We start from the raw sequence: 25783 nt of genomic DNA on the forward strand, positions 1-25783 counted from the left end.
GAACAAGGCTGGTTATTTGTAGCGATCCCGCTACAAATAACCAGCCTTGTTTGTCGTTCAGGCCTTGCGGTCAGCTTTCTGCTCTTGCATCCGCTTTGCCTCTGCCTGGATCTTCGGGCCGTAGCCGCCGTTCAGTGCAGTGTCCTTGATGTGGGTGGCTTTCGCGACCCGGTCGCCGTCCGCGGCGTCCTTCAACGCCTTCAGGTCCGTCTGCAATGCAGCCGGAAGCTTTGCTGCGAGTTTCGGACGCTTGTCCAGGATGACCGTGGCAACCTTCGCGGCGCGTTGGCCGTAGTTCGGCTTGGTGCTGTCACCGTTCACGAAGAAACGCAGGGCGGCCGCCAAAGGGTGCCGCGCCACGGCCGTCTTGGCTGCCGACGCAGCCGTCGCGTTGGGCTGGGAGGTGGCTGCCGCCGTCGTGCTTGGCGTGTTTGTGGAGGTGGCCGCGTTTGCGGCAAGCACCCCGCCGCCCAGCAACAGGCCAGCGGCAAGAACGCCGACGATGGCGGTCCGGGCCTTGCTGCCCTTGCGCCGCTGAGTTGGGGTGCTGGAGAATGCGGTGTTGTTATCCATGGTCAGGTCCTTTGTTCCGGCCGGCGGCCCATCCACCAGCTCTCTTCAGAACACTCTTGTCCGACGGCATGAACTGATTGTTCGGCCAATGTTCGAGGAATGTAAAACCGTCGCCGTCAGCGGCCAAGGACACTCCGGGAGTCCGCGCGTGCTGTTGAATGGACGCATGGAGGACAGCCGAGGATTGGTGCTGATTGCCGAAGATGAACAGGCAATCGCCGATATCCAGCGCCTGTACTTGAGCCGCGCGGGTTTCGGCGTGCACGTGGAGCGCGATGGGACGTCTGCGCTGGCACAGATCAGGCGGCTCAAGCCGGTCGCGGTGATCCTCGACGTCGGACTGCCGGGAATGGACGGGATCGAGCTCTGCAGGCAGCTGCGGCAGGCCGAGGACTGGACGCCGGTCCTGTTCGTGACCGCACGCGACGAAGAAGTGGACCGCGTCCTTGGCCTGGAATTGGGCGCCGACGACTATCTCACCAAGCCGTTCTCACCCTCCGAACTCGTCGCCCGGGTCAAGGCAGTGCTCCGTCGGACGGAAGGCACCCTACGGCCCAAACCGCTGGTGCTGGGCAGCATCGAATTGGATCCGTTGAACCGGACCGCTCGCGCGGGCACCACGGAACTCACCCTGACCGCCACGGAGTTCGACCTCCTCGCCTACCTCATGGCCCAGCCCGGCCGCGTCTTTTCCCGTGAGCAACTGCTTTCTGCCGTGTGGGGCCAGGCCAGTTATGCCGCTGGCCGGACCGTGGACGTGCACATCGAGCAGCTCCGCGCCAAGCTCGGCGAGCACTCCCCCATCGCGACCAGCCGGGGCGTCGGGTACTCAGCGGTCGCCGGGGATCGCCCAATCGCCGGGGGCGCCCGGTGAGGCGCTGGTTCGGCACACTGGCCGGGCGCACGACGGCGGTGATCGCCGCCGTCGCGACCGTCGCCGTCGTGCTCGCTGGCCTTCTGGCCGCGCAACTGGTGAACGCGACAGCCGTGGACGAAGCAAAGAAGTATCTCGCGGTTGAGGCCGATTCCCTCAGCAAACAAACGAGCCTAGGAAGCCTCAAGGACCTCCGTGCCGATCTACTCACTCACGGCGCGAGGCTCGCCCAGATTGGCTCTGACGGCCGTGTGACAGGCGGTGGGGCCAGGCTGGTGGATGCGAAGACCGTGGCGGATGTGCTGGCCGGAAAATCGGTGTCCACCTCCGTGGACGGTCCGCAGAACACTGTGGTCCTCGAGGCCCGGCCCTTGGCGGCCGGCGGCGGTGTAGTGCTGGCGCAGCCCGTGTCCGAAATCCGGGCTGCCGCCGCTCCCCTGCTGAGCCGCATGCTGATTGCCCTCGTGGCCTGCCTCGTGTTCTCCATTGTGGCGGGCGGCCTGTTGGCGCAATGGTTGAGCCGGCCCTTGGTGCGCACGGCGCGATCGGCCCACCGGCTCGCAGCCGGTGAACGTTCCGTGCCTGTAGCGCCCGGCGGACCGGCCGAAGTGGCGGAGGTCTCGCAGGCCTTGGCCGCCCTCGACGCCGCGCTCCGGACCAGCGAGGGGCGCCAACGCGAATTCCTGCTCTCCATTTCGCACGAAATCCGGACGCCCCTCACGGCGCTTCGAGGCTACGCCGAAGCCCTGGCCGACGGTGTGGTCAGCGGAGACGACGTGAACGGCGTCGGGCGGACCTTAGTTGCCGAGACCAATCGACTGGACCGATTCGTCCGCGATCTCCTGGAATTGGCACGGCTTGAATCCGACGATTTCCGTGTGGAACTGCAGCCCGTGGACGCATCCTTGATCCTGCACGAGAGCTGGCAGGCCTGGCAGGCGGTCTGTGTGCAAAACGGGATCGCGGGACGGCTCGAACTGCCCTCCGGGCCTTTGCCGGTCCGTAGCGATGGCCAGCGGTTGCGCCAAGTGGTGGACGGGCTGCTGGAAAACGCCCTGCGAGTGACTCCCGAGGGATCCCCCGTTGTGCTCGCGGCATACCCCGCCAGCGGCGCGCTCACCGTGGAAGTGCGCGACGGCGGACCGGGGCTTTCGGAGGCGGATGCCGCCGTCGCATTTGAACGCGGTGCGCTCTTTGCCAGATACAGCGGCGAACGGCCTGTGGGCAGCGGCCTGGGCTTGTCGATTGCCGCAAGGATCGTGCAGCGGCTTGGTGGGCGCATCAGCGTGCGGACAGCGCCCGAGGGCGGCGCGGCATTCGTGGTGGAGTTGCCCGGCATTCCGGCGGGCTCCAAGCAAACGTAGACTCACGGCATGGCTGAAGTTCCAGTAGGTTCGCTGCACCACGTTGAGATTTGGGTACCGCACATCGGCCGCGCCCAGGAAGAGTGGGGCTGGCTGCTGGCCGAACTGGGCTATGCACAATTCCAGGAGTGGCCCGACGGCTGCAGTTGGAAACTCGGAGCCACGTACATCGTGATTGAGCAGTCCACGGCGCTCACCGGAAGCACGCACCGCAGGACGGAGCCCGGGCTCAACCATCTCGCCTTCCATGCGGGCACAAGGGAGAACGTGGACAGGCTCCGGGAGCTCGGCGCCGATTCCGGCTGGTACGAGATGTTCGAGAGCAAATATCCCCACGCGGGCGGGGCAGACCTCTATGCCGCATATCTGGTCAACACCGACGGCTACGAGGTCGAACTGGTTGCTGGGTAGGGAGCCCGGCGCTCTGCTGATCTCCGGGTTTTCCTCGGCAGGTATTCTTCGGCCTATTAATGTCGGTGCCCTCTGGAATGCTTTGGTCATGGCCGGCATTCGGGAAAAACAGCTGATCGGAGTAGGCCCGCCTTCGGGCAGCCAAGTCCCGGATGCTGCCGTCCAGAGCGCCTCGGTGCCGTGCCTTCGTGTGGAGGACCTGATCGGTGCCGTGAACTCGCTTCGCCCGGACGCCAGCGGCACCGAACGTACTGACGGCGCCGACCTTACCGACAGCGCCGAGTTGATCGAGCAGTTGCGCGGTCTTGAGGATCTCAAGTCGGCGATCGCCGGGGCACAGGCCCGGATCGCCGTCGCGTTCGACGCCGCCCAGCGCAGCGCCGAGAAAGCTCTGGGCGTACCGGCCGACGACCAGGGACGCGGCGTCGGAGCCCAAATTGCTCTGGCCCGGCGGGAATCCCCCGCCCGCGGATCCCGCCTCCTCGGACTCGCCAAGGCCCTCGTGACCGAAATGCCCCGCACCCTCGCCGCCCTGGACACCGGACAGCTGAACGAATGGCGCGCCACCCTGCTCGTGAAGGAAACAGCCTGCCTGGCCACCGAAGACCGCTGCGCCGTGGACGAAGAACTCGCCGCCGACACCGGAACCTTCGACGGCGCCGGAGACCGGACCATCACCGCCGCGGCCCGGACCGCTGCCTACCGGCGGGACCCCCGCTCCGTCACGCAGCGCGCCAGCCACGCCGCCACCGAACGGCACGTCAGCCTGCGCCCGGCACCGGACACCATGACCTACCTGACCGCCCTGCTCCCCGTCGCCCAAGGCGTGGCCGTGCACGCGGCCCTGTCCCGCCACGCCGACACCCTCCGCAACGCCGGGGACGCCCGGACCCGGGACCAGATCATGGCCGACACCCTGGCCGAACGCACCACCGGCACCCCCGGCGGCATCACCGGGGTAGAGATCCAGCTCGTCATGACCGACCGCACCCTCATCCAAAGCGACAGCGAACCGGCCCGCCTCCCCGGCTACGGCATCATCCCCGCCGCCTGGGCCCGGACACTGCTCACCGGGAACCAAAATCAGGGCGAAGACAACCGGTCGCCACACGGTCAGACCGGTCAGGACCGGAAGCTGAAGGTCTGGCTCCGGCGCCTCTACACCACCCCCGGAACCGGGGAACTCGTCGCCGCCGATTCCCGGGCGCGGTTCTTCCCGGCCGGGCTGCGGCGCTTCATCCAGGCCCGCGACGACACCTGCCGCACCCCATACTGCGACGCACCCATCCGGCACTTCGACCACATCATCCCCTGGCACCACGGCGGCACAACGAACCTGACGAACGGGGCCGGCCTATGCGAAGCCTGCAACCACACCAAAGAACTCCCCGGCTGGACAGCACGACCCGCAGCAACAGCAGGCCCCGGGAGCAGGCACGTCATCGACATCCGCACCCCCACCGGACACCACTACCGATCAACAGCCCCGCCCCCGCCCGGCACAGGACCGCCGGGAACCGGCCACGCGGCCAGCAATCCACCCGGCGCGGACCCGCCCGCTACGACGGCACACCGTTTCGGGGACCTGCACTACTGGCGCAGGCAACGGCAGCCAGCCTAGGCGCCCAAACACGCCCGCCTAAGACCCTTGTTCCCGCAGCCTTGACTTCAGTGCCGCCGTGTCCACGCCCAGCTTATTGAGCAGGACGGCGGCCGGATCGGGTTGCTGCCGCTCCAGCAGTGCGAGCAGCAGGTGCCGCGTGGTGATTCTGCGGGCTTTCTCCCGGGTGGTCAGCATCAAGGAGTCCTGAATGACGGAGCGGGCGGCCGAGGTGAAGGTGGTCCGGCTGCTTCCCTTCGGCGCATTTAGCGGCCCGAAGTCCTCCAGCGTGATGCCGACGGCTTCCAGGGCTTCCTGGTCGAGGGCATCGAGCTGGGCACGGGCCGACTCCAGGTCGGTCTCGAGAGTCCGGCAGCTCCCGGGGTCGTGGAGCAATCCCAGCAGCAAATGGTCCGTGCCGATTCTCCGGTCCCCTCGGCATTTGGCTTCCTCGGCGCCGGCGTGGACAGCGGTTCTCGCTTCGCCGGCAAATCGTTCAAACATGGCAGGCTCACTTTCCGTATTTGGCGTGGACCGACTGCCGGGAGACGCCCAAGGCATCGCCAATCTGCTCCCACGACCAGCCCTGCTCCCGTGCGAGGGCCACGTTGGTGGCCTCCACCTTTTCGGCCAGACGATGCAGGGCACCGACGGCGCGGAGACCAATTGCTGGGTCCGCCGCCGGGATGTGGGAAGTCAGCTCATCACCATTCATGGTGTCAGTTTGAACTGACACCAAGATTCTGTCAATACAGACTGACGGAATCTTCGTAGGTGAGAATTGACCTGACCCGCCGACGCATGGCGATCCTCGGCCACCGGCTCAAGCCCACCAAGCCCTCGCACTCCACGATGCCGCGCAGCCCGTCGTCGAGCATGTCCGGAGCCAGCTCTTCGAAACCCAGCCGGCGATAGTAGGGCGCATTCCACGGAACATCGCGGAAGGTAGTCAGGGTCAGCCACGCCAACCCCTCGGCGTGTGCCCACTTTTCGGCGGCGTCAAGCAACTCACTCCCGAGGCCTCGCCGCGCATGCGAAGGATGGACACTCAATTGCTCCACATGCGCGTTGCCATCCAGGTGCTCAAGCAGGAGATAGGCCACGGGAACGTCCGATGCGTCGGTAAACACCAAGGCACCGCTGCGCGCTTGGAAGAGTGCCAGCTCAGTGACGGTCAACGGCTCGTCATCAGCGATGGCGTCCATTCCGCATGAGCGGAAGATCTCGCCCGCCGCGAATTCGATGCCGCGCAGGCGTTCCAGCTCGTCCGGGCGGGCTGCCCTGATCATGCGGCGGCCCCGTTGCCGGCAAGATATCGATTGCGCTGCTCAATGAGGTTCCGCAGATATCTGCCCAGAACCGCTTTCTCCGCAAGCCGGCCCACGACGCCGAAAGGCGCCGCGAACTCGACGCGATCGATCATGAGCGTCCCGGCGTCGTCGGGAATGAACTCATGGACGTGCCGGAAGAAACGGAAGGGACCACGCACCTGCTCATCAGTGAAGGATTCGGGGAAGTGAAACTGGGTGATGCGGCTGCTCATCCGCAAGGGTACGGCGAAATGCCAAGCCTGCCAGGTGACCTCGTCCCCTTCGGACAGCAGTCCGGACACGACGCCGGCCACGGCACGTTCCCGGGATTTGGCCATGGAGCCGACATGCGCTTCGACGTTCCGCGCGAGGTCAAATAGCTCGCCCGGCTCAAGTTCGACGTGGGTGTGGCAGGTGAACGACACGGTCATGCTTCGATCCTGCCACTGTTTCGCCCTACCCAAGTTACGGCTGCGCTGGAGTCAGCGCAGCCGTAACTTGGGCAGATCATGCTAGTTGGACGGGAAGTTGTACGAAGCTCCGGAGGCGTGGGCCGACTCAGGCCAGCGGGACGTAATGACCTTGCCGCGGGTGTAGAACGACACGCCTTCGGGTCCGTAGATGTGCTTGTCACCGAACAGGGACGCCTTCCACCCGCCGAAGGAGTAGTACGCCACGGGAACCGGCAGGGGAACGTTGATGCCGATCATGCCGACGTCCACGGAGCGCTGGAACTTGCGGGCGTTGGCTCCCGAGGACGTGAAGATCGCCGTGCCGTTGCCGTACGGATTGGCGTTGATCAGTTTGATGCCCTCATCCAGCTCCTCCACGCGCACCACCACCAGGACCGGACCGAAGATCTCCTCCCGGTAAGCGCTCATTTCAGTGTTGACGTGATCGATCACGGTGGGGCCGACCCAGAAGCCTTCTTCATGGCCGGGAACCACCAGGTCACGGCCATCCACCACCATCGCAGCACCAGCCTGTTCTGCTTCGGTGACAGTCTTGACGATGAACGCACGCGATTCGGGGCTGATCACGGGACCCATGTCCGCGTCAGGCTCGGTGCCGTTCTTGACCTTCACATCGAGCGCACGCTCTTCGACTTTCTTGACCAGCAGATCGGCTGCATCGCCGACGGCGACCGCAACGGAGATGGCCATGCACCGCTGCCCGGCGGAACCGAACGCGGCTGCAGCCAGGTGGTCGGCGGCGTTGTCCAGGTCGGCGTCGGGCATGATGATCGCATGGTTCTTCGCGCCGCCCAGGGCCTGGACCCGCTTGCCGTGCGCGGTGGCCACTTCGAGGATGTGCTTTGCAACGGGGGTGGAGCCGACGAATGAGATGGCATCCACGTCCGGGTGGGTCAGCAGCCCGGAGACCACTTCGCGGTCACCGTGCAGGACCTGGAACACGCCGTCCGGCAGGCCGGCCTGCTTCCACAGCTTGGCCAGCAGCATCGCAGCCGAGGGCACGCGGTGGGAAGGCTTGAGGATGAAGGCGTTGCCCGTCGCAATCGCCATCGGAGCCATCCACAGCGGGACCATGACCGGGAAGTTGAACGGGGTGATCCCGGCAACGACGCCGACCGGCTCCCGGAAGGAGAACACATCGATCCCGGTGGAGACCTGGTCCGAATACTCGCCCTTGAGCAGTTGTGGGATGCCGCACGCGAACTCGATGACTTCCAGGCCGCGGCCGATCTCGCCCTTGGCATCGGAAATGACCTTGCCGTGCTCGGCAGTGATGAGCTGGGCGAGCTCGTCAACGTGGGCGGCGACGAGTTCACGGAACTTGAACAGCACTGCTGTGCGCTTGGCCAGCGAAATGTCGCCCCAGGACGCCGCGGCCTCCTTGGCGATGGCAACCGTGGCGTCCAAATCCGAACGGTTCGCCAACCGCAACTCGGCCGTTACGGCACCCGTGGCCGGGTTGTAGACGGGCTTGGTGCCCGTTCCGCTGCCGGCAGTCTCGGCTCCGCTGATGAAGTGGTTGATGATGGTCATTACTGCTCCTGTAGTAGGTGGTGCTCCACGGCATGTACGTCGCGGACATCGCGTGGCAAGCCGGTGGCGAGTGATTCCTGGAGGGCCAGACGGACGGCCAGGTTCTGTTCGGTCAATTCCCTGTGGACGAGTTCGGGTCCGGAGTTGCGCACCCACGCGCTGAACCGTTCGATTTCCGTCTTGAACGGGTCTTCTCCGATGTCGACAGACTCGGCCCCGCCGTCGCGGAATGACACGGTAACGCGGGCAATTTCGCCCGGATCCGGGTCGAAGGCCTTGTCCAGGGTGATATGGCCTTTCGTACCGATGATTTGGAAAGTGTTGGTGCGCGGGCCTTCGAAGCCGCAGTCCAGCGTCCCCAAGACGTCCCCATAGTCCAGGATCGCGGCCACAGTCGTTTCCACCTGGTCCGTGCGGCTTGTGCCTTTGCCGAAGACGGTTTGCGGCGCACGGCCCATGACCATGTTCATAATGTCGACGGCGTAGCATCCGACGTCGTTGAGTGCACCTCCGTCCATTCCCGGCTGGAGGCGGACCTCGCCTTCGCTTCGATCCATGACGAAGTGGAAGCGGGCGTGCATGGACACCAACCCGCCGATCTTGCCCGAGTCAATGAACTCACGCACCTTCTGGTGCTGAGGGTGGAAGCGGTACATGAATGCTTCCATCAGGTTCACCCCGTTGCGTTCGCAGGCTTCCAGGACCCGGCGGTAGTCGTGGGTGTTGGCGACGAGTGGCTTCTCGCAAAGGATGTCTTTCCCTGCCTCGGCGGCGGCCACGATCCAATCGGCGTGCAGCGAGTTAGGGAACGGCAGGTAGACGGCTTCGATGCTTGGATCGGCCAGCAATTCCTCGTGTGACGAATAGGCTGCCGGAATGCCGAAGCGCTCTGCAACTTCGGCTGCCTTTCCGTTCGGACTGCTGATGGCCGACGCCACGGCGTTCCGAGCCCGGCTCATGGCGGGCAGGAACCTACCTTGGGCGATCCGTGCCGTGGTCAGCACTCCCCAGCGGACAGCGCTCATCGGTTGATTTCCGTTTCCAGTTGACGCAGGAAGGCCACGGACTGACGGACGTCCCGGACCGGGCCTTCATCGGTGGGTTCGGATTCGAGGATAGTGTCCTGCTCCATGGTGAACCACCCCGGGTAGCCGGCGTCCAGCAGGTCCCTGACGATACCGGCAATGCCGACGTCGCCTTGCCCCAGCGGCACGTACATGCCTGCCTTGACGGCGTCCGTGTAGGAGATCTCGCCGGCCTGGACGCGCTGCGCGATAGCCTTGCGCACGTCCTTCAGGTGGGTGTGGCCAATGCGCGCCGCGTAGTCGCGAACCAGTAGCGCCGGGTCGGTGCCGCCGATGAGCAGGTGGCCGGTGTCCAGGCACAGGTTCGCGGCGGTGTCATTCAGGACCCGGTTGACGTCCGAGGTGCTTTCAATCATGGTTCCCACGTGCGGGTGGACCACGGCCTGGATGCCTTTGTCTGCGGCGGCCTTGACCACGGCGTCGAGGTTCTTGCCGAACAGCTCCCAGCCCTGGGCGTCGAGCTCGTGCCGCTGGTCGTAACCCGCAACGCCGGTCTCCGCTGCGAGGACCATGATGCTGGCCCCGGCAGCTTCATATGCATCCAGCTCAGCGGACACAACGTCCAAGGGGTTCTTGGACGGGTCGTGAAGGATGACCGGGAAGAAACCGCCGATGGCCTGGAGGTTGTGCTGCTTCAGCACGGCCGCGCGTTGGGCGGCCTGTTCGGGCAGGAACCCGGCCGGGCCGAATTCGGTGGCGCTGATGCCCAGCGCCGTCATTTCGGACAAGACCCTGTCGGCCTCAAGCTGGTGGCCCCACCCGGGGACTTCACAGACACCCCAGGAAATGGGTGCTGCGGCTAGGCGCTTGGTGATAGTGCTCAATCTGATCCTCCGTATACGTTTTGGTCCCAGTCGATGACCGAGCCGGTGACGACTCCGCTCCTGCCGGAGAGGAGAAAGACAATGAATTCGGCGATCTCGTCCACTTGTCCGAGCTTTCCCATGGGGACGGACGCGTTGGCCTTCTCCAGCCAGTCCTCCCCCGCGCCGTGGAATTTCTTTTGGGTTTCGGCTTCGCCGTCCGTGGCGGTCCAGCCGATGTCTAGGCCGTTGATGCGGATCTTGTCCCAGCGGTGGGCGTGCGCGGCATTGCGGGTCGCCCCGGCCAGGCCCGCCTTGGCCGCCACATACGCCGCCAAGTACGGCTGGCCGCCGAGTTCGGCGATGGAGATGACATTCACGATGCTTCCTGGCACACCCCTGCTACGAAGATGCTTGATGGTTTCGGCCATGATGAAGAACGGCGATTTCAGGTTCACCGCGATATGCGCATCGAAGAGCTCGGGCGTGGTGTCCAGCATGGTGCCGCGGGTGGTCAGGCCGGCGGCGTTGACGGTGCAGTCGAGGCGCCCGAAGGCCGAGATAGTTTCGAGCACCGAGTTCCGGGCTTGTTCGACGTCGGCGAGGTCGGTTTTGATGAACCGTGTCTCGACGCCGGTGGCTGAAATTTCCGCGGCGAGCTTTTCACCCGTTTCGGCGTTGCGGCCTGTGACGGCGATCCCGGCTGCACCCTCGGCCGCCGCACGTCTCGCGACTCCGGCCCCCAAACCCTGGGTGCCTCCGCTGATGAGAATCACCTTGTCCTGGAGAAGTGGCATGGCTACGGCTGCCCGATCTTGACGACGCGGCCGGAACGGGCGGACTCTTCGGCCGCGTTGGCCAGCACGAGTGCCTGCAGACCGTCGTCGAATCCCGGGCTGCAAGCCGCACCCGCGCGGATCGCCTTCGCGAAACTGTCCAGCTCGTTCCGGTAAGCCTCGGCGTAACGCTCCAGGAAGAACGGCAGGTAAGCATCCGCCTCTTCGGTGCCGGCCGCCCCGAACTTGCGGACCGTCGTCGGGCTGACATTGCTGGCATTGAGCATTCCCTCGCTACCGAACGCCTCCAATCGCTGATCGTAACCGTAGGCGCTGTGGCGGGAGTTGGTGATGCTGATCAGCTCGCCGTCACGTCCCCTGAGGATGATGGTTACCGAGTCGAAGTCCCCGGCTTCCTCGATGTAGTCGCAGAACACGTTGGCGCCGGTGGCTGACACTTCGATGATGTCAGGCACGAAGAACCTAGCCATGTCCAGGTCGTGGATACTCATGTCCCGGAAGATCCCGCCAGAGGTGGCAATGTAGGCCGCCGGCGCAGGTGCGGGATCGCGGCTGATAATGGTCAGCTGTTCGAGGCGCCCGATTTCACCCGCTACGACACGGGACTGAATGGCCGCAAAGTGGGGATCGAAGCGTCGGTTGAACCCCAGCATGAGGGGCGTGTTGTTGCCCTTGATCGCATCGCGGCAAGCGAGCGCACGTTCGATGTCGAGGTCGATTGGCTTCTCGCAGAGGGCCGCCACGCCTTGCGCCATGGCGCGCGAAATCAGGTCCACATGCGTGCTGGTGGGCGAGCCGATCACGACGGCGTCAAGGTCACGGTTCGCGAAAACTTCGTCGGCCGACTCGACAGCGACAGCGCCCGTCTCAGCCGCCAACTTCCGTGCTCCGTCAATGAAGGGGTCGGCGATCCATGCCAGTTCCAGGTCTGGGTGGGCAGCGATGTTCCGGGCGTGGACTTGGCCGATGCGGCCCGATCCGAACAGCGCAACTTTGAGGGGGCGATCAGTAGACATGTGGAGGTCCTTTCTAGGGGGCTGCCCGGAGAAGACCGGGGGCTTGGGTTGGTTCTGGCCGGTTGGCGGGGACATGCTCAACTGCACGGGATGTCATGGAGCCGCCACTGCTGCGGGGGTGCGCCCGGCGAGGACGTCAACCGCACCTTGGGCGGCGTCCCTGACGGTGTGCGCCATGCCTTGACGGGTGAAGCCCATCAAGTGCGGGGTCAGGACCACGCTTTCATGGTCGAACAGCGGGTGGTGCGCAGGCGGCTCGGGATCGTACACATCCAGGCCGAGCCCGGAAAGGCGCCCGGACTGCAGTGCCTCGTAGGCAGCGTCCAGGTCGATGAGGCCGCCACGGCTGCAGTTGATGAGGATCGCTCCGGCCCGCATGGTCTTGAGGCGGGCCGCGCTGATGAGGTTGTGGTTTTCGGGCGTCAGCGGCACGTGCAGGGTGGTGAAGTCGCTGCCCGCGAGGAGCTCCTCAACGGTGTCACAACGGATCTCCGCCGGGATCTCGGCGAACGGATCGTATGCCAGGACCTTCAGCTCGAAGGCTTCGGCGATGCGCGCCACCCGGCGGCCAATCCGGCCATAGCCGATGATGCCCAGCGTGAATCCCTCCAGGTCTCCGACATCAACGGCGGCGCGGTGCTCCCAGCGTCCCTCGCGGACCAGCGCGGTCAGCGGAGAGAGCTTCTTGACGAGCGCGAGCAGGTGGGCGAACACGCCTTCAGCCACTGATGCCGTGTTGCTTCCGGGTGTGATGACCACCGGGATTCCGCGGCGGTTGGCCTCGGCGACGTCGACCAGGTCCGTTCCGACGCCGGTCCTGGCGATGACTTTGAGGGCCGGCATGCGGTCCAGCAGTTCCCGGTCCACGCGGTAGGCGGCCCTGACGATCGCGGCATCGGCGTTGGCCAGGTCCTCGTCGGTGGGGTCCTGGATGAGTCGCTGGTGTTCGGAGAGGAGCGGTTCCACCAAGTCGGGTTCGACGCTGCCGAGGGCGACAAATATTTGGGGTGTGGTTAAAGAAGCCATCGTCATCCTTGAAGATGTGGGGTTATGGGGGCTGCGCCAGGTGTGGCGCTGCGACGTGGTGTTCTAGAGGCCTGTGTTCTAAAGACCCAGGAGGCTGGATTTCCGCACGACCAACTGGGGCGTGACGGTATGGTGGACGAAGCCGCCGCCTTCACCATGGATGCGTTCCAGGAGGGTTTTGGCCCCTGTGACGCCAATGGTGGAGCTGTTCGGGTCAACAGTGGTCAGTCCCAGGCGCGGCATGGCACCCAGGGCGATGTTGTCGTAACCGGTGATGGCTATTTCGACGCCGCGTTCATCGGCAGCTGTCATGGCACCAAAAGCGGCGAGGTCGTTGATGCAGGCCAGCGCTGTGGGGCGCTGGTGCTTGGAGCGGGAGCTCAGGGCCCTTTGGGCGGCAACATAGCCGGACTCCTGGAAGAAGTCGGCATCGACCACGCGGATGTGGCGGCCCAGTCCGTGTTCTTCCATGGCTGCCGAATACCCGTCCACGCGTTCCCGGCCAACCGAGCCACCAAGGCCGCCTAGGTGCACGATGTTCTCGTGTCCTTGGGCGATCAAGTGCTCAACAACCATGGCCATGCCGTGGGCGTCGTCGCTTCGCACAATATCGGCGGTATCGAGGTAGTCCGGCCCGCCGCCGGCAAAGACCACAGCCCCGCCGGAGACGGCACGGCTGAACGGGTGCTGGTCAGGCACCGTTCCGACGACGAGCAGGCCCGCGACACGCAAGTCCCGGAAGGCCTGGAGGATGGATTGGTCCACCCCCCTGTCCGCCGCCGTGACCGCACTGAAGAGCACGGTGTGCCCGGCCTCTTCAAGTACGGTCCGTGCGGCGTCGGCTACGTCAAAGGCCCACGGGTTGTGCATGTCGCTGACCAGCACACCGATGGTTCCGCTGTCCCGCGTTGCCAGGGACCGGGCAGCGAGGTTCATCTCGTATCCCATCTCCTCGACAACTTTGAGCACCCGCTGGCGGCGTTCGTCACTGACGCGCGGCGAGTCGCGCAGCACGAGTGAGACCAAGGATTTGGAAACGCCGGCACGTTCTGCCACGTCCATGATCGTTGGCCGCCGGGCGGATGGAGTTGCCATGGTTAGGCTCGCGCTGCCGTGGTGCCGTGGATTTCCTCGATCTTCTGCCATTGACCGGACAGCGAGGATGCTTCTGCAGCGCTGACAATGGCGGCGGCTGAAGCGGCATCGTGGATGTTGGAGTTTTCCTGCGCTCCTCCAGTGACGGCGACCAGGAACTTTTTGGCTTCGATGACCTTGAGGTCGTCAAAGCCCATGCTGTTGCCGGGGCCGGGCTGGAAGTGCGAGTAGTCCCCGTGGCGGGGGCTGGCGTTGACCGTGGTGTAGCCCTGCTCGTCGTTGTTTCGGCCCAGGCAGACTTTGAGTTCGTTCATGCGCTCGAAGTCCCATTTGAGCGAGCCTTCGGTTCCGTAGATCTCGATCTGGTAACCGCATTCGGGCCCAACGGCAACGCGGGAGGATTCGATGGTGCCGACGGCCCCTGCTCCGATGGCGGACGGGCCGAAGCGGACCAGCGCTGCTGCGTAGTCCTCATTCTCGACCTCTCCCATTTCACCGTTTTCGATCACTGCGAAGTGCGTTCCGGACCCCATTGCCAGCTTGGGGCGCTGCGTGTAGACCGTGCTTGTGAGCGCGGTTACTTCGGCGATGGGCCCAACTACATATTGGCACAGGTCCGTTGCGTGGCTGAACAGATCGGCCAGCACGCCGGTCCCGGCGAGCTTCCGGTCAAAGCGCCAGGACAACGCGCCGTTGGGTTCGGACGCGTACCCGGAGAAGAACACGGCGCGGACGTTGGTGATGCGGCCCAATCGGCCATCGGCAATGAGCTTCCTGGCGTGCTCTACCGCCGGTGCGTGGCGGTAGTTGTATCCGATGGACGTCACGACGCCGGCCTCCACGGCGGCTTGCTGCACGGCTGCGGTTTCCTCATAGCCGCGTCCAACAGGCTTTTCGATCCAGAAGTGCTTACCCGCCTTGGCTGCTGCGATGCCGATTTCAGCGTGCAGGAAGTTGGGGGCGCAGATGGAGACCACGTCCACGTCCGGGTGGTTCAGGACATCGTGGTAGTCAGTGGTGCCTTCCGCGAAGCCAAGGACGTCGCGGGCGTAGTCCACCCGGTCCGGCGCAGTGTCTGCTGCAATCACGAGCTTGGTGGTCAAGCCAAGCTCCGGGTAGGCGTACGGGACCGTCTGGTAGGCGCGCGAGTGGAGCTTTCCCATCCACCCTACGCTGATAAGGCCTACACCGACTGTGCGGGATTCTGGGCTCACGTTCATGCCTTTCTCGTTGAAAATTCTTGTCAGTTGCGGGCGGTGGCAAAGGCGTCACGGAACGCCGCCGCCATGATGGTGGAGTCCGAGCCGATGGCCACGAACCGGAAGCCCTGACGGACGTACTTGGCCGCCGCCATGCCGTCCACCGCGAGGATGCCGGCCGCTTTGTTGTGCAGTTGCGCGGCCCCGACCACCCGCTGCAACGCCTCTTGGAAGGCACTGCTATCCAGTTGCATCGGCACACCCAAAGCGAAGGACAAGTCCATTGGGCCGACGAAGAGGACATCCACGCCGTCCTGCGCCGCGATCTCCTCCACGCGCTCCAGTGCGTCCAGAGTTTCGATCTGGATGATTCCCACGGTTGACTGCTGGTCCGCGCTCAACGGAGCCCGGTCCATGCCCCAGCGGCACGAGCGGTTGTACGTTGCCACGCCGCGGTCCCCGTAGGGCGGATACAGCATGTGCTTCACGGTCTGGCCGGCTTCCTCAACGGATTTCAGTCGGGGAACCATGATGCCTGCCGCGCCTTGGTCCAGGACCCGACCGATGCGGATCCGTTCCCCGCTCTCCACGCGAACGATGGTGGGGACGCCGTAGCTTCCGGCAGCAAGGACACCGTCGCGGACGGCATCCTCACCGCCAGAACCGTGCTCAAGATCGATCAGAACCCAGTCCGCTCCGGCAACGGCGCACACTTCCACTGCGGTTGCCGAAGCCATGCCAACGAAGGTTCCCAGGGTCACCTCTCCGGCGGCCAAGCGGCGCCGCAGCTGACCGCCGTCGAGCGGACCGCTTTTCAGCGCTTCGGCGCTCATCCGAACCACCGCTGGCGGTTGCGTGCCTGATCGTAATCGGCGCGGAGGGTGCGGACCCACTCTTGACCGGAAACCTCGGCCGGAGCCACATCCCACCAAACGTCGCCCCCGGGCAGGTCCACGTGCGGAACGGTTGGCACCACGATGACCACCGGTCCTTCCGTGTCGCGAGTGGAGGCCAGCGCTTCCCGGACCTCTGCCGCGGTGGTGGCGCGGATGGCGAGGGCGCCCAGGCCTTCGGCGATCTGCCTCAGGTCCACCTTGAGGTAGTCGCCGTCCAGTCGCGCCTTGGGGGCGTCCTCTGCGGCGACGCTGCCTCCTGTGGTGCGGTACCGGAACTCGTTTCCGAATTCCTTGCCGCTGCGGTTCATCTGCAGGCGGTGGATGACCTGGTAGCCGTGGTTCTCGGAGACGACCACCGTGACGTTGAGGCCTTCCTGGGCCGCGGTGAGGATTTCGGTGGGTGCCATGAGGAACGTGCCGTCGCCTATGAAGGTGACCACGCGGTTGTCGTTATTGCCCTCGGCCAAGCGGACGCCCATGCCGGCTGCGATTTCGTAGCCCATGCAGGAGAATCCGAATTCCAAATGGCAATTCCGGTTGCCCGTAGCATCCCAGACCTTTTGCAGGTCACCGGGAGGTCCTCCGGCCGCGGCGATGATGGTGTCGCCGGAGCGGGCGTGTTCCTGCATCAGTCCGATCAGCTGCGGCTGGGTCAGGACGGCTCCTGTGACCGGCGCGTCCGGGTGGTCCTCCGCGCGGTAGGGAGTGTCGGCGTCGAGCCATTGGGACCGGATGGGGGCCCACTTTGCCTTCTCGGAGTGGACGGTTTCCTGCCACGCCTCGCTGGTGTTGTGGCCCTCCAATGCCCGGGCAAGTGCTTCCAGCCCCAGGCGGGCGTCCGCCAGGATCCCGGTGGCGCCTTGCTTACGGGTATCGGCGTCCACGATGTTCAAGGACGCGAAACGGACGTCCGGGTTTTCGAAGATCGACTGGGAACCGGTAGCGAAGTCGGTGAGGCGCGTGCCGACGCTGAGGACCAGGTCGGCTTGCTTGACCAGGGTGTTGGACGCGAAGTTGCCCTCGAGCCCGACGCCGCCCACTTGCCACCATTCGTCCTTGGTCACGGCGCCCTTGCCGCCGAACGTCTCGACCACGGGAATTCCGGCCTGTCCTGCCAGCGCCTCGAGGGCCGCGTGGGCGTCGGAGTAGTGGATGCCGCCGCCGGCGATAATTACCGGACGCTCGGCCGAGCGGATGAGCCGGGCGACGTCGTCGACCTCTTCCAGGTCCGGCAGCGGCCGCCGGATCTTCCAGTCCCGTGGCTCGAAGAATTCGGCCGGGAAGTCGTAGGCGTGGGATTGCACGTCCTGGGGCAGCGAGATGACCACTGCGCCGGTATCAGTGGGGCTGGTGAGTACGCGCATTGCCTGCGGAAGGGCGGTCAGGAGCTGCTCCGGGCGGTTGATCCTGTCGAAGAAGCGCGATACGGGCCGGAACGCGTCGTTGACCGTGGCATCAGCCTCGGTGGGGTGCTCCAGTTGCTGCAGCACCGGGCCCTGATGCCGGGTGGCGTAGGTGTCACCGGGCAGGAGCAGCAGGGGAACCCTGTTTACCGTTGCCAGGCCGGCGGCGGTGACGAGGTTGAGGGCGCCCGGGCCAATGGAGGCCGTCACGGCGAGGACTGCCCGGCGGCGGCTCGCCTTGGCATACGCGGTGGAGATGTGGGCCAGATACTGCTCGTGCCGGCCTTGGATGAACGGCATATCGTCGGCCAGCTCGTCCAATGCCTGTCCCAGGCCGGCCACGTTGCCGTGGCCGAAGATCCCGAGTGCTGCCGGGACCAGGCGGCGGCGGACGCCGTCGGCCAGCGAATACTGTGCTGAAAGATACTTGATGACCGCTTGGGCTGTGGTGAGCCTGATGGTCTGCGATGGTGTGGTCATTGCCTTATTCCAGTTGTCGTCGTTACCAGGGGCGTCCGTGCAGGACGACCGTCTTCTCTTCGGTCATTTCCTGAACAGCAGAGCGGACGCCTTCCTTGCCGATCCCGCTGCCTTTCAACCCGCCGTAGGGCATGAGGTCGGCCCGCCACAGGGGCGACCAGTTGATGTGGATGTTGCCGGCGTCGATCTGCCGCATGGCTTGCACCGCTCCGGCGACATCGTTCGTGAAGATGCCTGCGCCCAGGCCGTACTCGTTGTCGTTGGCCATGGCGATGGCGGATTCCATGTCCTGCGCGGAGGAGACGGCGACGGCTGGTCCGAACAGTTCGTTCCGGCTCAGCGGCGACTGTGGGTCGACGCCGGCGACGACGGCGGGAGTCACCACGGCGCCGTCACGGTCACCACCGGTGAGGACCCTCGCTCCGGAATGGCGGGCCTCGGTGATCGATGCGTGGACGCGTGATGCTTCCTCCACGGAAATCAGCGAACCAAGACGTGTGGCCTCTTCCTTGGGGTTGCCCACGACGATCGCTTCGACCTTCGGGACCAGCGCATCCAGGAAGTCCCTCTCGACACGGCGGTCAACAATGACCCGCTGTACCGAAATGCACACCTGACCGGCGTTGACGTAGCCGCCGGCCGCCACCGCGGTGGAGGCGAGTTCGAGGTCGGCGTCCGGCAGGATGATCACCGGGCACGAAGCGCCCAACTCGAGGGAGAGCTTCTTCACACCGGCGATGGAGCTGATGTGCGTTCCGATGCTGGTGGAACCGGTGAAGGACACCTTGCGGACCCGCGGGTCCGTCACCAGCACGTCGCCCAGGGAGCTGCCGGGTCCGGTGATCACGGACAGCGCCTCAGGCGGCAGCCCGGCGTCGACGAAGCACAGCGCCAGCTTCAGCGCCGTCAGCGGCGTTGCGCGGGCGGGTTTGAGCACGACGGCGTTACCGGCTGCCAGCGCGGGTGCAATTTTGTGCAGCACGAGCAGGGCGGGGTAGTTGAACGGTGTGATGGCCACGACGATGCCGCACGGTTGCCGGAGCGTGAACCCGATCTTGTCCAGCCCCGTCCCGGCGTTTGCATCCAACGGAAGGGTGGAGCCGTACAGCTGGCTCCCTTCGTAGGCGGCCAAGCGGATGATGTTGCCGGAGCGGCTGGCCTCGCCCCGTGCTTCGGTGATGGGCTTCCCGGTTTCGGCGCTGATGGTCTGGGCGATGTCCTCGGCGCGTTCATCGGCCAGCGCGGCGGCACGCAGGAGGATGTCGACGCGCACGTGGGCCGGTGTGGTCCTTTGCAGGTGGGCGCCGATCTCGGCGCGGTCAAGAGCGGCTTGGGCGTCCTGGACCGTCGCTACGGGGACTGTGTCGATCGTGCGTCCGTCGAAGGGCGAGCGGACTTCCTCGGTCCTTCCGTCGGCGGCGCCGCGCCAGTTTCCGGCTATTAGCATTTCCATGGTTGCTCCATCAGGTTGTGTACGTTCGCGCTTAGTGGCGCTTGGCGTTGCTTTCGAGCACGGCTTCGGCGGCCTCGGATACTTCGGCCACTTCGGCTTGGACTTCCTTGAGGGCCTCTGAGTGTCCGCCGAGTTGTTCGAGTTCGTGGGCGAGTTCGGCCAGTTCGGCGCCGCCGGCCATCTGGGCGGTCAGTTCGTCCAGGGTGATGTCCTTCTTGTTGTAGTAGCCGATGGACTTGCCGCGCTTGAGCAGCAGGAAGCGGTCACCCACGGGGAAGGCGTGGTGCGGGTTGTGGGTGATGAAGATGACACCCAGGCCCCGGTCGCGGGCCTGCAGGATGTAGCGGAGCACGACGCCGGACTGCTTGACGCCCAGCGCGGCCGTCGGTTCGTCCAGGATCAGCACCTTCGCGCCGAAGTACACGGCCCGGGCGATCGCCACACACTGGCGCTCACCGCCGGAGAGCTGGCCGATGGGCTGTTCCACATCGCGCAGGTCGATGCCCATCTCGGCCAGTTCCTTCAGGGTGATGTCCTTCATTTTCTGGACATCCATGCTCTTGAACGGCCCGAACCCGGTGGTCAGTTCCGAGCCGAGGAAGAAGTTCCGCCAGATGGGCATCAGCGGGACCACGGCGAGGTCCTGGTAGACGGTGGCGATGCCGGCGTCCAGGGCGTCCCTGGGCGAATTGAACTTCCGCACATCGCCCATGATGTGCAGCACGCCGTCGTCGTGCTGGTGGAGGCCGGCGATGATCTTGATCAGGGTGGACTTGCCCGCGCCGTTGTCGCCAAGGACGCAGGTGACGCGGCCGTTGTCCACGGCCATGGTCACATCGCGCAAGGCGATGATGTTGCCGTAGTGCTTGCCGACCCCGTCCAGGGAGAGCAGGTGCACGGGGGTGTGGGTCAGCGGATCCTTTTCATCCTTGAGCAGGGTCTGCTGGTCGATCTGTTTGGCATTCATTGGTCCGCCCCTTTACTTGAGCTCTGCGCGGCGTTTGACGATGAGGTTCACGATGGTGGCCAGCAGCAGCATCAGGCCCAGGAAGAACTTGAACCAGTCCGGATTCCACTGCGCGTACACGATGCCCTTGTTGGCCATGCCGAAGATGAAGGCGCCAATGGCCCCGCCGACTGCAGAACCGTAACCACCCGTGAGCAGGCAGCCGCCGATCACGGCCGCGATGATGTAGAGGAACTCGTTGCCCACGCCTTCACCGGACTGCACGGTATCGAAGGCGAAGAGGTTGTGCATGCCCAGGATCCAGCCGCAGAAGCCGACCGCCATGAACAACCCGATCTTGGTCTTGGTCACCGGGACGCCCACGGCGCGGGCAGCGTTCGCGTCACCGCCCACGGCGAAGATCCAGTTGCCCACCTTGGTGCGCAACAGCACCCAGGAAGCAATGGCGACCAGGATGATCCAGAAGAACACCGTGATCTTCACCTCGACCCCGCCGATGCTGATCGAGGACGCGAACACCGCGTGGGCCGAATCAAACCCGTCCAGCTTGGAAATGGACGGGGAAGATACGCTGCCGCCGATGAGCCGGGTCAGGGCCAGGTTCAGGCCCGTGAGCATCAGGAACGTCGCCAGCGTGACGATGAAGCTGGGCAGCTTCGTCTTGACCAGGATCCAGCCGTTGATGAAACCGATCGCCAGGGAAACCAGCAGGGCGATTACCACACCCACCCACGCGTTCATCGAGAAATACCAGCTGAACAGGGAAGCGGTCAGTGCCGAGGAAATCACGGCCACACCGGTGGAAAGGTCAAACTCGCCACCGATCATCAGCAACGACACCCCCACCGCCATGATCCCGATCGTCGAGGAACCATACAGGACGGTCGCAAGCGCATTCGGCTGCGTGAAGGTGGGTGCGACCACCGAGAAAAACACGAACAGCACGATCGCGCCCACCAGGGCACCGACCTCGGGACGAGCCAAGAGCTTCTGGACGGGACTGCGCCGTCCGACCCGCTCATCAGAAATCGGCGTCGGCGCCGGAGCAGTTGTAGTAGTCATGAGGAATAACTCCTTGATGATCGGGGCCGCGCGCCGCCTGCGCGTCGCGCGGCCCGAACTCTTCTGTCTAGCGGATACCCTGCTGGACGTACTTCAGCACGTCAGAGATGTTGGACTTGTCCACAATGGCCGGGCCGGTCAGGACCGGCTGGCCGCCACCGACCTTGAAGCCACCGCGCTTGTTCTGCCACAACCCATCCACCGCCAGGTAACCCTGCAGGTACGGTTGCTGATCCACCGTGAAGAGGACTTTGCCGTCGTTGATGGCTTGGGCGAGGGCAGGGTTGAGGTCGAAGCTCGCTACTTTGATCGAGCTGTTCGCATCAGCCACCGCCTTCAGGATGGTGACCGTGTACGGGGCGCCGAGGCCAATAATCACGTCGGCGTCCTTGGAAGCCTGCAGCTTCGCCGTCGCCGTGGACTGCACTGCGGTCATGTCTTTGCCGTCAACGTAAAGAATCTCCGTGGCCGGGACCTTCGCCTTAACGCCGGCGCACCGCTGTTCGAGTTGCACCTGCCCCTGTGCCATGATCACGCAGATGGGGTGCTTGTAGCCTTGGGACGCGAGCTTGGAGCCTACCGCTTCACCGGCCAATGTCTCGTTGGAGCCGAAGTGGGTGAAGGCGCCCATCTGCGCGGAGACATCGCCGCCTGCGTTGAAGCTCACCAGCGGGATACCGGCGTCAGTGGCCTTCTTCAACACGTCCTTCATCGCGCCTGGGTTGGCGATGGTGACCGCGATGCCGTCGACCTTCTGGTCGATCGCCTGCTGTACAAGCTGGGCCTGACGGCCGGCGTCGGAATCGTTCGTATAGAGGACCTCGACGTTGTCTTTCGCCGCGGCCTCCTCGGCGCCCTTGCGGACGATGTCCCAGAACGTGTCGCCAGCCTCGGCGTGGGTGATGAGGGCCACCTTCATCCGGGGAGTGCTTACTGCTTGGCCGGCAGCGGCGGCGTTGGCGGTGTCGGCCGGCTTACCGCCTCCGCTTGAGCATGCCGCCAGGGCCAGAAGCGGTACTACGGCCAGCGCTACTGCGCCCCGCCGCCAATTGAACTTTGCCACGTGAGATCTCCTTTGATGTCGCGTACTTCGACCGTCGACCCCGTTGCTGTGCCTTCGAAGACATGGTGGGAGGACGGAACCATCTAGCTGTGAACGGATGTGATCCACATCGCTTTGTGGAACGCTCCAACGCTAAATCAAGACTTGACCAGATGTCAATAGACCGTTCCAATTAGATGATCGATGGGTGTTCCCACCCACCGCCTTAACTAGCCGCGCACCGTCGCGAGGAGAACGATGACGTACTCAAGCACCCCCGAACTGATCGCGACCTGCTGGACCAGCGCAGGAAATGTCGCGCCTTTGAGCAACCCCGAGACGAGCCCCGTCCCAATCGTCGAGCGTTTGGAAGCAATCGCCTCTACCGGATGGGCAGGGTTCGGATTGGCGTACGATGACCTCGTCGCCGCGAGGGACGCGATCGGTTTCTCCGGACTCCGGAAACTCGTCGACCAAGCAGGCTTCCGCCATGTTGAAGTCGAGTTGCTCAGTAACTGGTGGGACGAGTCCCGCTCCCACGAGTGGAAGCCGCAGCTTGAACTGCTCCTCGACGCTGCTGAAACACTGGGGGCGCGCTTCATCAAGATCGGAACGGCGTTCAGCGAGCCCTTGAATGATCTCGCTTTCCTCGTGGAGCCGCTGCGACGCCTGACAACGGAGGCCTCAACGAGAGGGACGCGCATTGCCCTCGAGCCCATGCCTTTTTCTATGGTCGGCTCGATGCCGGCTGCCGCCGAGCTCATGCGATCCGTTGATATGCCGGATTGCGGCTTGGTGGTTGACTACTGGCATGTCTTCCGTGCTGGAACGAGCTTGGATGAGCTGTCACGCAGCCTCACCGCCGAGCAGATTTTCGGCGTCGAACTTAATGACGCCAACGCGGAAATCAAGGGGACCCTCTTTGAGGACACCCGGGACAATCGCCGTCTTTGCGGAGAGGGGGACCAGGACGTCACCGGGTTCATCAAAACGCTCCAGGCCATCGGTTTCAACGGGCCGTGGGGCGTGGAAATCCTCTCCAAACAACACCGCACACTACCTGTTCGCGAAGCGCTGGAATCCGCCTACTCGACAGCACTGGCATGCTTTCCGGCCTGACGCGCCTTTCAGCCGACCCAACTGACTCACAGTTGGAAGGGAAACACTCAGCAACGTTGTGACCCAGCTAATGGCGCGGATCTTGAGGCGCTGGTAACTTCCGATGGTCGGCTGAAATGATTGGTGGTGTCCCGTTGCGATCAATCATGTCCCATGCCCGCGCGCTTCACACCGTTCCGCCGGTAAGCAACGATCACCTTGCTGCCGTCCGGGTCGCACTGAGCGTTGCCGTGCCTGCACTCGTGCTCCTGGCTCTCGGCCGGCCGGACCTCATCATCTACGCCGTGTTCGGCGCCCTTACTGGCATGTACGGCCGTGCCGAGTCACACCAACTGCGGCTCAAGCACCAGGCCCAGGCAGGCGCAGTGCTCGTGGCCGGCGTCTCGGTGGGCACGTTTTTGTCTGTCTCCCATATCCATTCATGGGGATTGGTAGCGGTGGAGGCGCTCCTGGCGGGCGTAGGTTCGCTGTTCTCGGACAAGGTAGGGCTCAAGCCCAACGGCCCTTTCTTCGGAATCCTGGCGTTGGGGGCATGTGCGTCGGTCCCAGCGGCCATACCCTTCTTTGCTGCGGTCCTGATCTGCGCAGCCTCGGCAGCGTTCTCGATGGTAGTTGGTTTTGCCGGATGGCTCCGGCACCGGGCCTGGGAACGCGGCGCCATCCGGGACATTCCGGCATTTAGCGCGCAGCTGCGCCAAGCAGCCGGCGTCCACGCGGCCCGGTATGTGCTCGCGGTCGGCGCGGCAGGCGCCTGCGGAGTGCTCACAGGCAGCGGCCACCCGCACTGGGCCATGGCTGCCGCCGCAGTACCACTTGCCGGGGCCGACATGCCCAGCCGGCTACACCGCGGCATCCACCGCATCGTGGGGACGTTCCTCGGATTGGCGATTGTCGCCGTCGTACTCTTTCCCGGACCACTGTCCCCACTGCAGTATTTCCCGGGACAAACCGCACTTATCCTGGCCCTGCTGGTGATCGGCTTCCAGTTCCCCACCGAGTTGTTCATGGCTCGGCACTACGGCTGGGCCATGGTGTTCTTCACCCCGGTCATCCTGCTCATGACCCAACTGGCGGCCCCTGCAGATCCTGAGGTGCTCGTCTTGGAACGTGGGGTGGAGACTTTCGTGGGCGCGGTGATCGGGATTGCTGTGGCGGTGCTGGTCCAGCCGCGGAGGACTACTTCGCGGGGCGGCGCGGCGGACCTGCCGTAAGCTTCGCTGGCAGGACGCGCGCGACGGCGGTGATCACCTTGTAGCGCTTAGTCGGGATAGATATCCCCTTACCCCGCTCATTGTCTTCCAGACCTTCCCGGACAACGCGTTCTGCCTTCAGCCACAGAAAGCGCGGAGCGACCGATTTGTCCATGCCCATGCGATCGTGGAATTCCGTGTGGGTGAAGCCCGGGCACACCGCCGTGACTTTCACCCCGTTGCCTGCATAGGCAAGGTTGGCCCAGCGGCTGAAGCTGACCTGCCAGGCCTTGGCCGCCGAGTAACTGCCGCGGTTCGCGAAGGCTGCAACGCTCGCGACGTTGATGATCCGGCCAGTCTTGCGGGCCAGCATCACTTGGAGGGCCGCGTGGCACAGCTCCAGAGGCGTCTGGACATGCAGGCGCAAATGCCGCTTTTCGTCTTCCAGATCGTTCTTCTCGAAAGACTTCAGGAGACCTATACCGGCATTGTTGACCAGAACGTCCACCGGCCGCGAAGCGTCCCGCAACCGGTCCGCCACAGCCGCAACCCCGACGTCGGAGGTCAGGTCGGCGGGCAGAACCTCCACCGAGATACTGAAGTCCCGTTCAAGCATCTCCGCGGCGGCCCGCAGTCGGCCTTCGTCGCGGGCTACGAGGACGAGGTGGTGGCCGGATTCGGCCAGTTGGCGGGCGAATTCCGCCCCAAGACCGGCGGTAGCACCGGTGACCAAGGCTGTGAGTTCGTTGGCACGAGTTGTCATGCGCCCAGACTAGTCCCGTCGGGCCCCCGAGTGGGTCGCGCCCTGGGCTGACTTCGCCGTGGGGTTCATGATGCTCCAAGAACGCCTGCCCCGGCGCCTCTCGCACAAGAGGGATTCAGTTTTCCGGTGAGTGTTGAGAAACGGCCACCCACTTAATTAAATGGGTGTTGTTCGCAATTCATGACGCGAAAAGTGAAACTAATTTTCGAGGGGCCCGATTGGCACCAAATGTTCCTAGTGGAAAGTGTT

Annotated in this window: 26 protein-coding genes; 6 read left to right on the forward strand and 20 right to left on the reverse strand. The window is 64.6% G+C overall.

Translation table 11 applies throughout. The features are described from left to right. Window positions 1-57 precede the first annotated feature (57 nt). On the reverse strand, window positions 58-573 hold the full coding sequence (locus OW521_RS06830; RefSeq protein ID WP_268024008.1) for a hypothetical protein: 516 nt from the start codon (window positions 571-573) through the stop codon (window positions 58-60). A 166-nt stretch (window positions 574-739) separates the two neighbouring features. On the opposite strand from OW521_RS06830, the gene OW521_RS06835 reads away from it, so the two are divergent. The 4 genes from OW521_RS06835 to OW521_RS06850 all read left to right on the forward strand — a co-directional run bounded on the left by OW521_RS06835 (window position 740) and on the right by OW521_RS06850 (window position 4843). Next, the gene (locus OW521_RS06835; protein WP_268024010.1) at window positions 740-1447 is read left to right on the forward strand and encodes a response regulator transcription factor; all 708 of its coding nucleotides are present in this window, start codon (window positions 740-742) and stop codon (window positions 1445-1447) included. Next, window positions 1444-2811: a sensor histidine kinase gene (locus OW521_RS06840; protein WP_268024012.1), complete on the forward strand. Its 1368-nt coding sequence runs from the start codon at window positions 1444-1446 to the stop codon at window positions 2809-2811. The genes OW521_RS06835 and OW521_RS06840 overlap by 4 nt, the downstream gene beginning before the upstream one ends. Before the next feature lie 9 nt (window positions 2812-2820). Beyond that, window positions 2821-3222: a VOC family protein gene (locus tag OW521_RS06845; RefSeq protein WP_268024014.1), complete on the forward strand. Its 402-nt coding sequence runs from the start codon at window positions 2821-2823 to the stop codon at window positions 3220-3222. 88 nt (window positions 3223-3310) lie between these two features. Then, window positions 3311-4843 carry an HNH endonuclease gene (locus tag OW521_RS06850; RefSeq protein ID WP_268024016.1) on the forward strand — a complete coding sequence of 511 codons (1533 nt, stop codon included), beginning with the start codon at window positions 3311-3313 and terminating at the stop codon, window positions 4841-4843. An 18-nt stretch (window positions 4844-4861) separates the two neighbouring features. Here the strand turns inward: OW521_RS06850 and OW521_RS06855 are convergent, their stop codons facing one another. From OW521_RS06855 to OW521_RS06940, 18 genes are all read right to left on the reverse strand, one after another. Beyond that, window positions 4862-5326: a Clp protease N-terminal domain-containing protein gene (locus OW521_RS06855; protein ID WP_268024018.1), complete on the reverse strand. Its 465-nt coding sequence runs from the start codon at window positions 5324-5326 to the stop codon at window positions 4862-4864. A 7-nt stretch (window positions 5327-5333) separates the two neighbouring features. Continuing rightward, entirely contained in the window at window positions 5334-5558 is a 225-nt protein-coding gene (locus tag OW521_RS06860; RefSeq protein ID WP_442781228.1) for a helix-turn-helix domain-containing protein, read from the reverse strand. Between the two features lie 10 nt (window positions 5559-5568). After that, window positions 5569-6111, reverse strand: a complete 543-nt coding sequence (locus tag OW521_RS06865; protein ID WP_268024020.1) for a GNAT family N-acetyltransferase — start codon at window positions 6109-6111, stop codon at window positions 5569-5571. Continuing rightward, on the reverse strand, window positions 6108-6563 hold the full coding sequence (locus OW521_RS06870) for an SRPBCC family protein (protein ID WP_268024021.1): 456 nt from the start codon (window positions 6561-6563) through the stop codon (window positions 6108-6110). Before OW521_RS06870 ends, OW521_RS06865 begins: the two co-directional genes overlap by 4 nt. Window positions 6564-6644: 81 nt before the next feature. Next, complete coding sequence (locus OW521_RS06875; RefSeq protein WP_268024022.1) at window positions 6645-8138, reverse strand: CoA-acylating methylmalonate-semialdehyde dehydrogenase; 1494 nt, start codon at window positions 8136-8138, stop codon at window positions 6645-6647. Then, window positions 8138-9163 carry a Gfo/Idh/MocA family protein gene (locus OW521_RS06880; protein ID WP_268024024.1) on the reverse strand — a complete coding sequence of 342 codons (1026 nt, stop codon included), beginning with the start codon at window positions 9161-9163 and terminating at the stop codon, window positions 8138-8140. Before OW521_RS06880 ends, OW521_RS06875 begins: the two co-directional genes overlap by 1 nt. Further along, the gene (locus tag OW521_RS06885) at window positions 9160-10047 is read right to left on the reverse strand and encodes a sugar phosphate isomerase/epimerase family protein (protein WP_268024026.1); all 888 of its coding nucleotides are present in this window, start codon (window positions 10045-10047) and stop codon (window positions 9160-9162) included. Before OW521_RS06885 ends, OW521_RS06880 begins: the two co-directional genes overlap by 4 nt. Continuing rightward, complete coding sequence (locus OW521_RS06890; RefSeq protein WP_268024027.1) at window positions 10044-10823, reverse strand: SDR family oxidoreductase; 780 nt, start codon at window positions 10821-10823, stop codon at window positions 10044-10046. Before OW521_RS06890 ends, OW521_RS06885 begins: the two co-directional genes overlap by 4 nt. A 2-nt stretch (window positions 10824-10825) precedes the next feature. Next, on the reverse strand, window positions 10826-11839 hold the full coding sequence (gene iolG, locus OW521_RS06895; protein ID WP_268024028.1) for an inositol 2-dehydrogenase: 1014 nt from the start codon (window positions 11837-11839) through the stop codon (window positions 10826-10828). A 93-nt stretch (window positions 11840-11932) separates the two neighbouring features. Beyond that, window positions 11933-12865 (reverse strand): hydroxyacid dehydrogenase, encoded by a 933-nt coding sequence (locus tag OW521_RS06900; RefSeq protein WP_268024029.1) that lies wholly within the window; start codon window positions 12863-12865, stop codon window positions 11933-11935. 78 nt (window positions 12866-12943) lie between these two features. Further along, a complete protein-coding gene (locus OW521_RS06905) occupies window positions 12944-13960 on the reverse strand; it encodes a LacI family DNA-binding transcriptional regulator (RefSeq protein ID WP_268024031.1) in 1017 nt (338 codons plus the stop codon). Between the two features lie 2 nt (window positions 13961-13962). Then, on the reverse strand, window positions 13963-15174 hold the full coding sequence (locus OW521_RS06910) for a Gfo/Idh/MocA family protein (RefSeq protein WP_442781229.1): 1212 nt from the start codon (window positions 15172-15174) through the stop codon (window positions 13963-13965). A gap of 29 nt (window positions 15175-15203) precedes the next feature. Next, the gene (locus tag OW521_RS06915) at window positions 15204-15992 is read right to left on the reverse strand and encodes an HpcH/HpaI aldolase family protein (RefSeq protein WP_268024035.1); all 789 of its coding nucleotides are present in this window, start codon (window positions 15990-15992) and stop codon (window positions 15204-15206) included. Then, the gene (iolD, locus tag OW521_RS06920) at window positions 15989-17938 is read right to left on the reverse strand and encodes a 3D-(3,5/4)-trihydroxycyclohexane-1,2-dione acylhydrolase (decyclizing) (protein WP_268024037.1); all 1950 of its coding nucleotides are present in this window, start codon (window positions 17936-17938) and stop codon (window positions 15989-15991) included. The genes OW521_RS06915 and iolD overlap by 4 nt, the downstream gene beginning before the upstream one ends. A 22-nt stretch (window positions 17939-17960) precedes the next feature. Then, window positions 17961-19391: an aldehyde dehydrogenase family protein gene (locus tag OW521_RS06925; RefSeq protein WP_268024039.1), complete on the reverse strand. Its 1431-nt coding sequence runs from the start codon at window positions 19389-19391 to the stop codon at window positions 17961-17963. Between the two features lie 31 nt (window positions 19392-19422). Next, window positions 19423-20358 carry an ATP-binding cassette domain-containing protein gene (locus OW521_RS06930; RefSeq protein WP_268024041.1) on the reverse strand — a complete coding sequence of 312 codons (936 nt, stop codon included), beginning with the start codon at window positions 20356-20358 and terminating at the stop codon, window positions 19423-19425. 12 nt (window positions 20359-20370) lie between these two features. Next, entirely contained in the window at window positions 20371-21420 is a 1050-nt protein-coding gene (locus OW521_RS06935; RefSeq protein ID WP_268024043.1) for an ABC transporter permease, read from the reverse strand. Between the two features lie 67 nt (window positions 21421-21487). Further along, the gene (locus OW521_RS06940; RefSeq protein ID WP_268024045.1) at window positions 21488-22483 is read right to left on the reverse strand and encodes a substrate-binding domain-containing protein; all 996 of its coding nucleotides are present in this window, start codon (window positions 22481-22483) and stop codon (window positions 21488-21490) included. A 237-nt stretch (window positions 22484-22720) separates the two neighbouring features. Here OW521_RS06940 and OW521_RS06945 point away from each other — a divergent pair, with 237 nt between their 5' ends. Both OW521_RS06945 and OW521_RS06950 read left to right on the forward strand, forming a co-directional pair. Further along, a complete protein-coding gene (locus OW521_RS06945; RefSeq protein ID WP_268024047.1) occupies window positions 22721-23581 on the forward strand; it encodes a sugar phosphate isomerase/epimerase family protein in 861 nt (286 codons plus the stop codon). Between the two features lie 146 nt (window positions 23582-23727). Beyond that, window positions 23728-24792 (forward strand): FUSC family protein, encoded by a 1065-nt coding sequence (locus OW521_RS06950; protein WP_268024048.1) that lies wholly within the window; start codon window positions 23728-23730, stop codon window positions 24790-24792. Here OW521_RS06950 and OW521_RS06955 read toward each other — a convergent pair. After that, window positions 24758-25534, reverse strand: coding sequence for an SDR family NAD(P)-dependent oxidoreductase (locus OW521_RS06955; protein WP_268024049.1), 777 nt, complete (start codon window positions 25532-25534; stop codon window positions 24758-24760). The genes OW521_RS06950 and OW521_RS06955 overlap by 35 nt on opposite strands. Window positions 25535-25783 lie beyond the last annotated feature (249 nt).

The sequence above is a fragment of the Arthrobacter sp. MMS18-M83 genome (genome assembly GCF_026683955.1).
GTDB lineage: Bacteria > Actinomycetota > Actinomycetes > Actinomycetales > Micrococcaceae > Arthrobacter.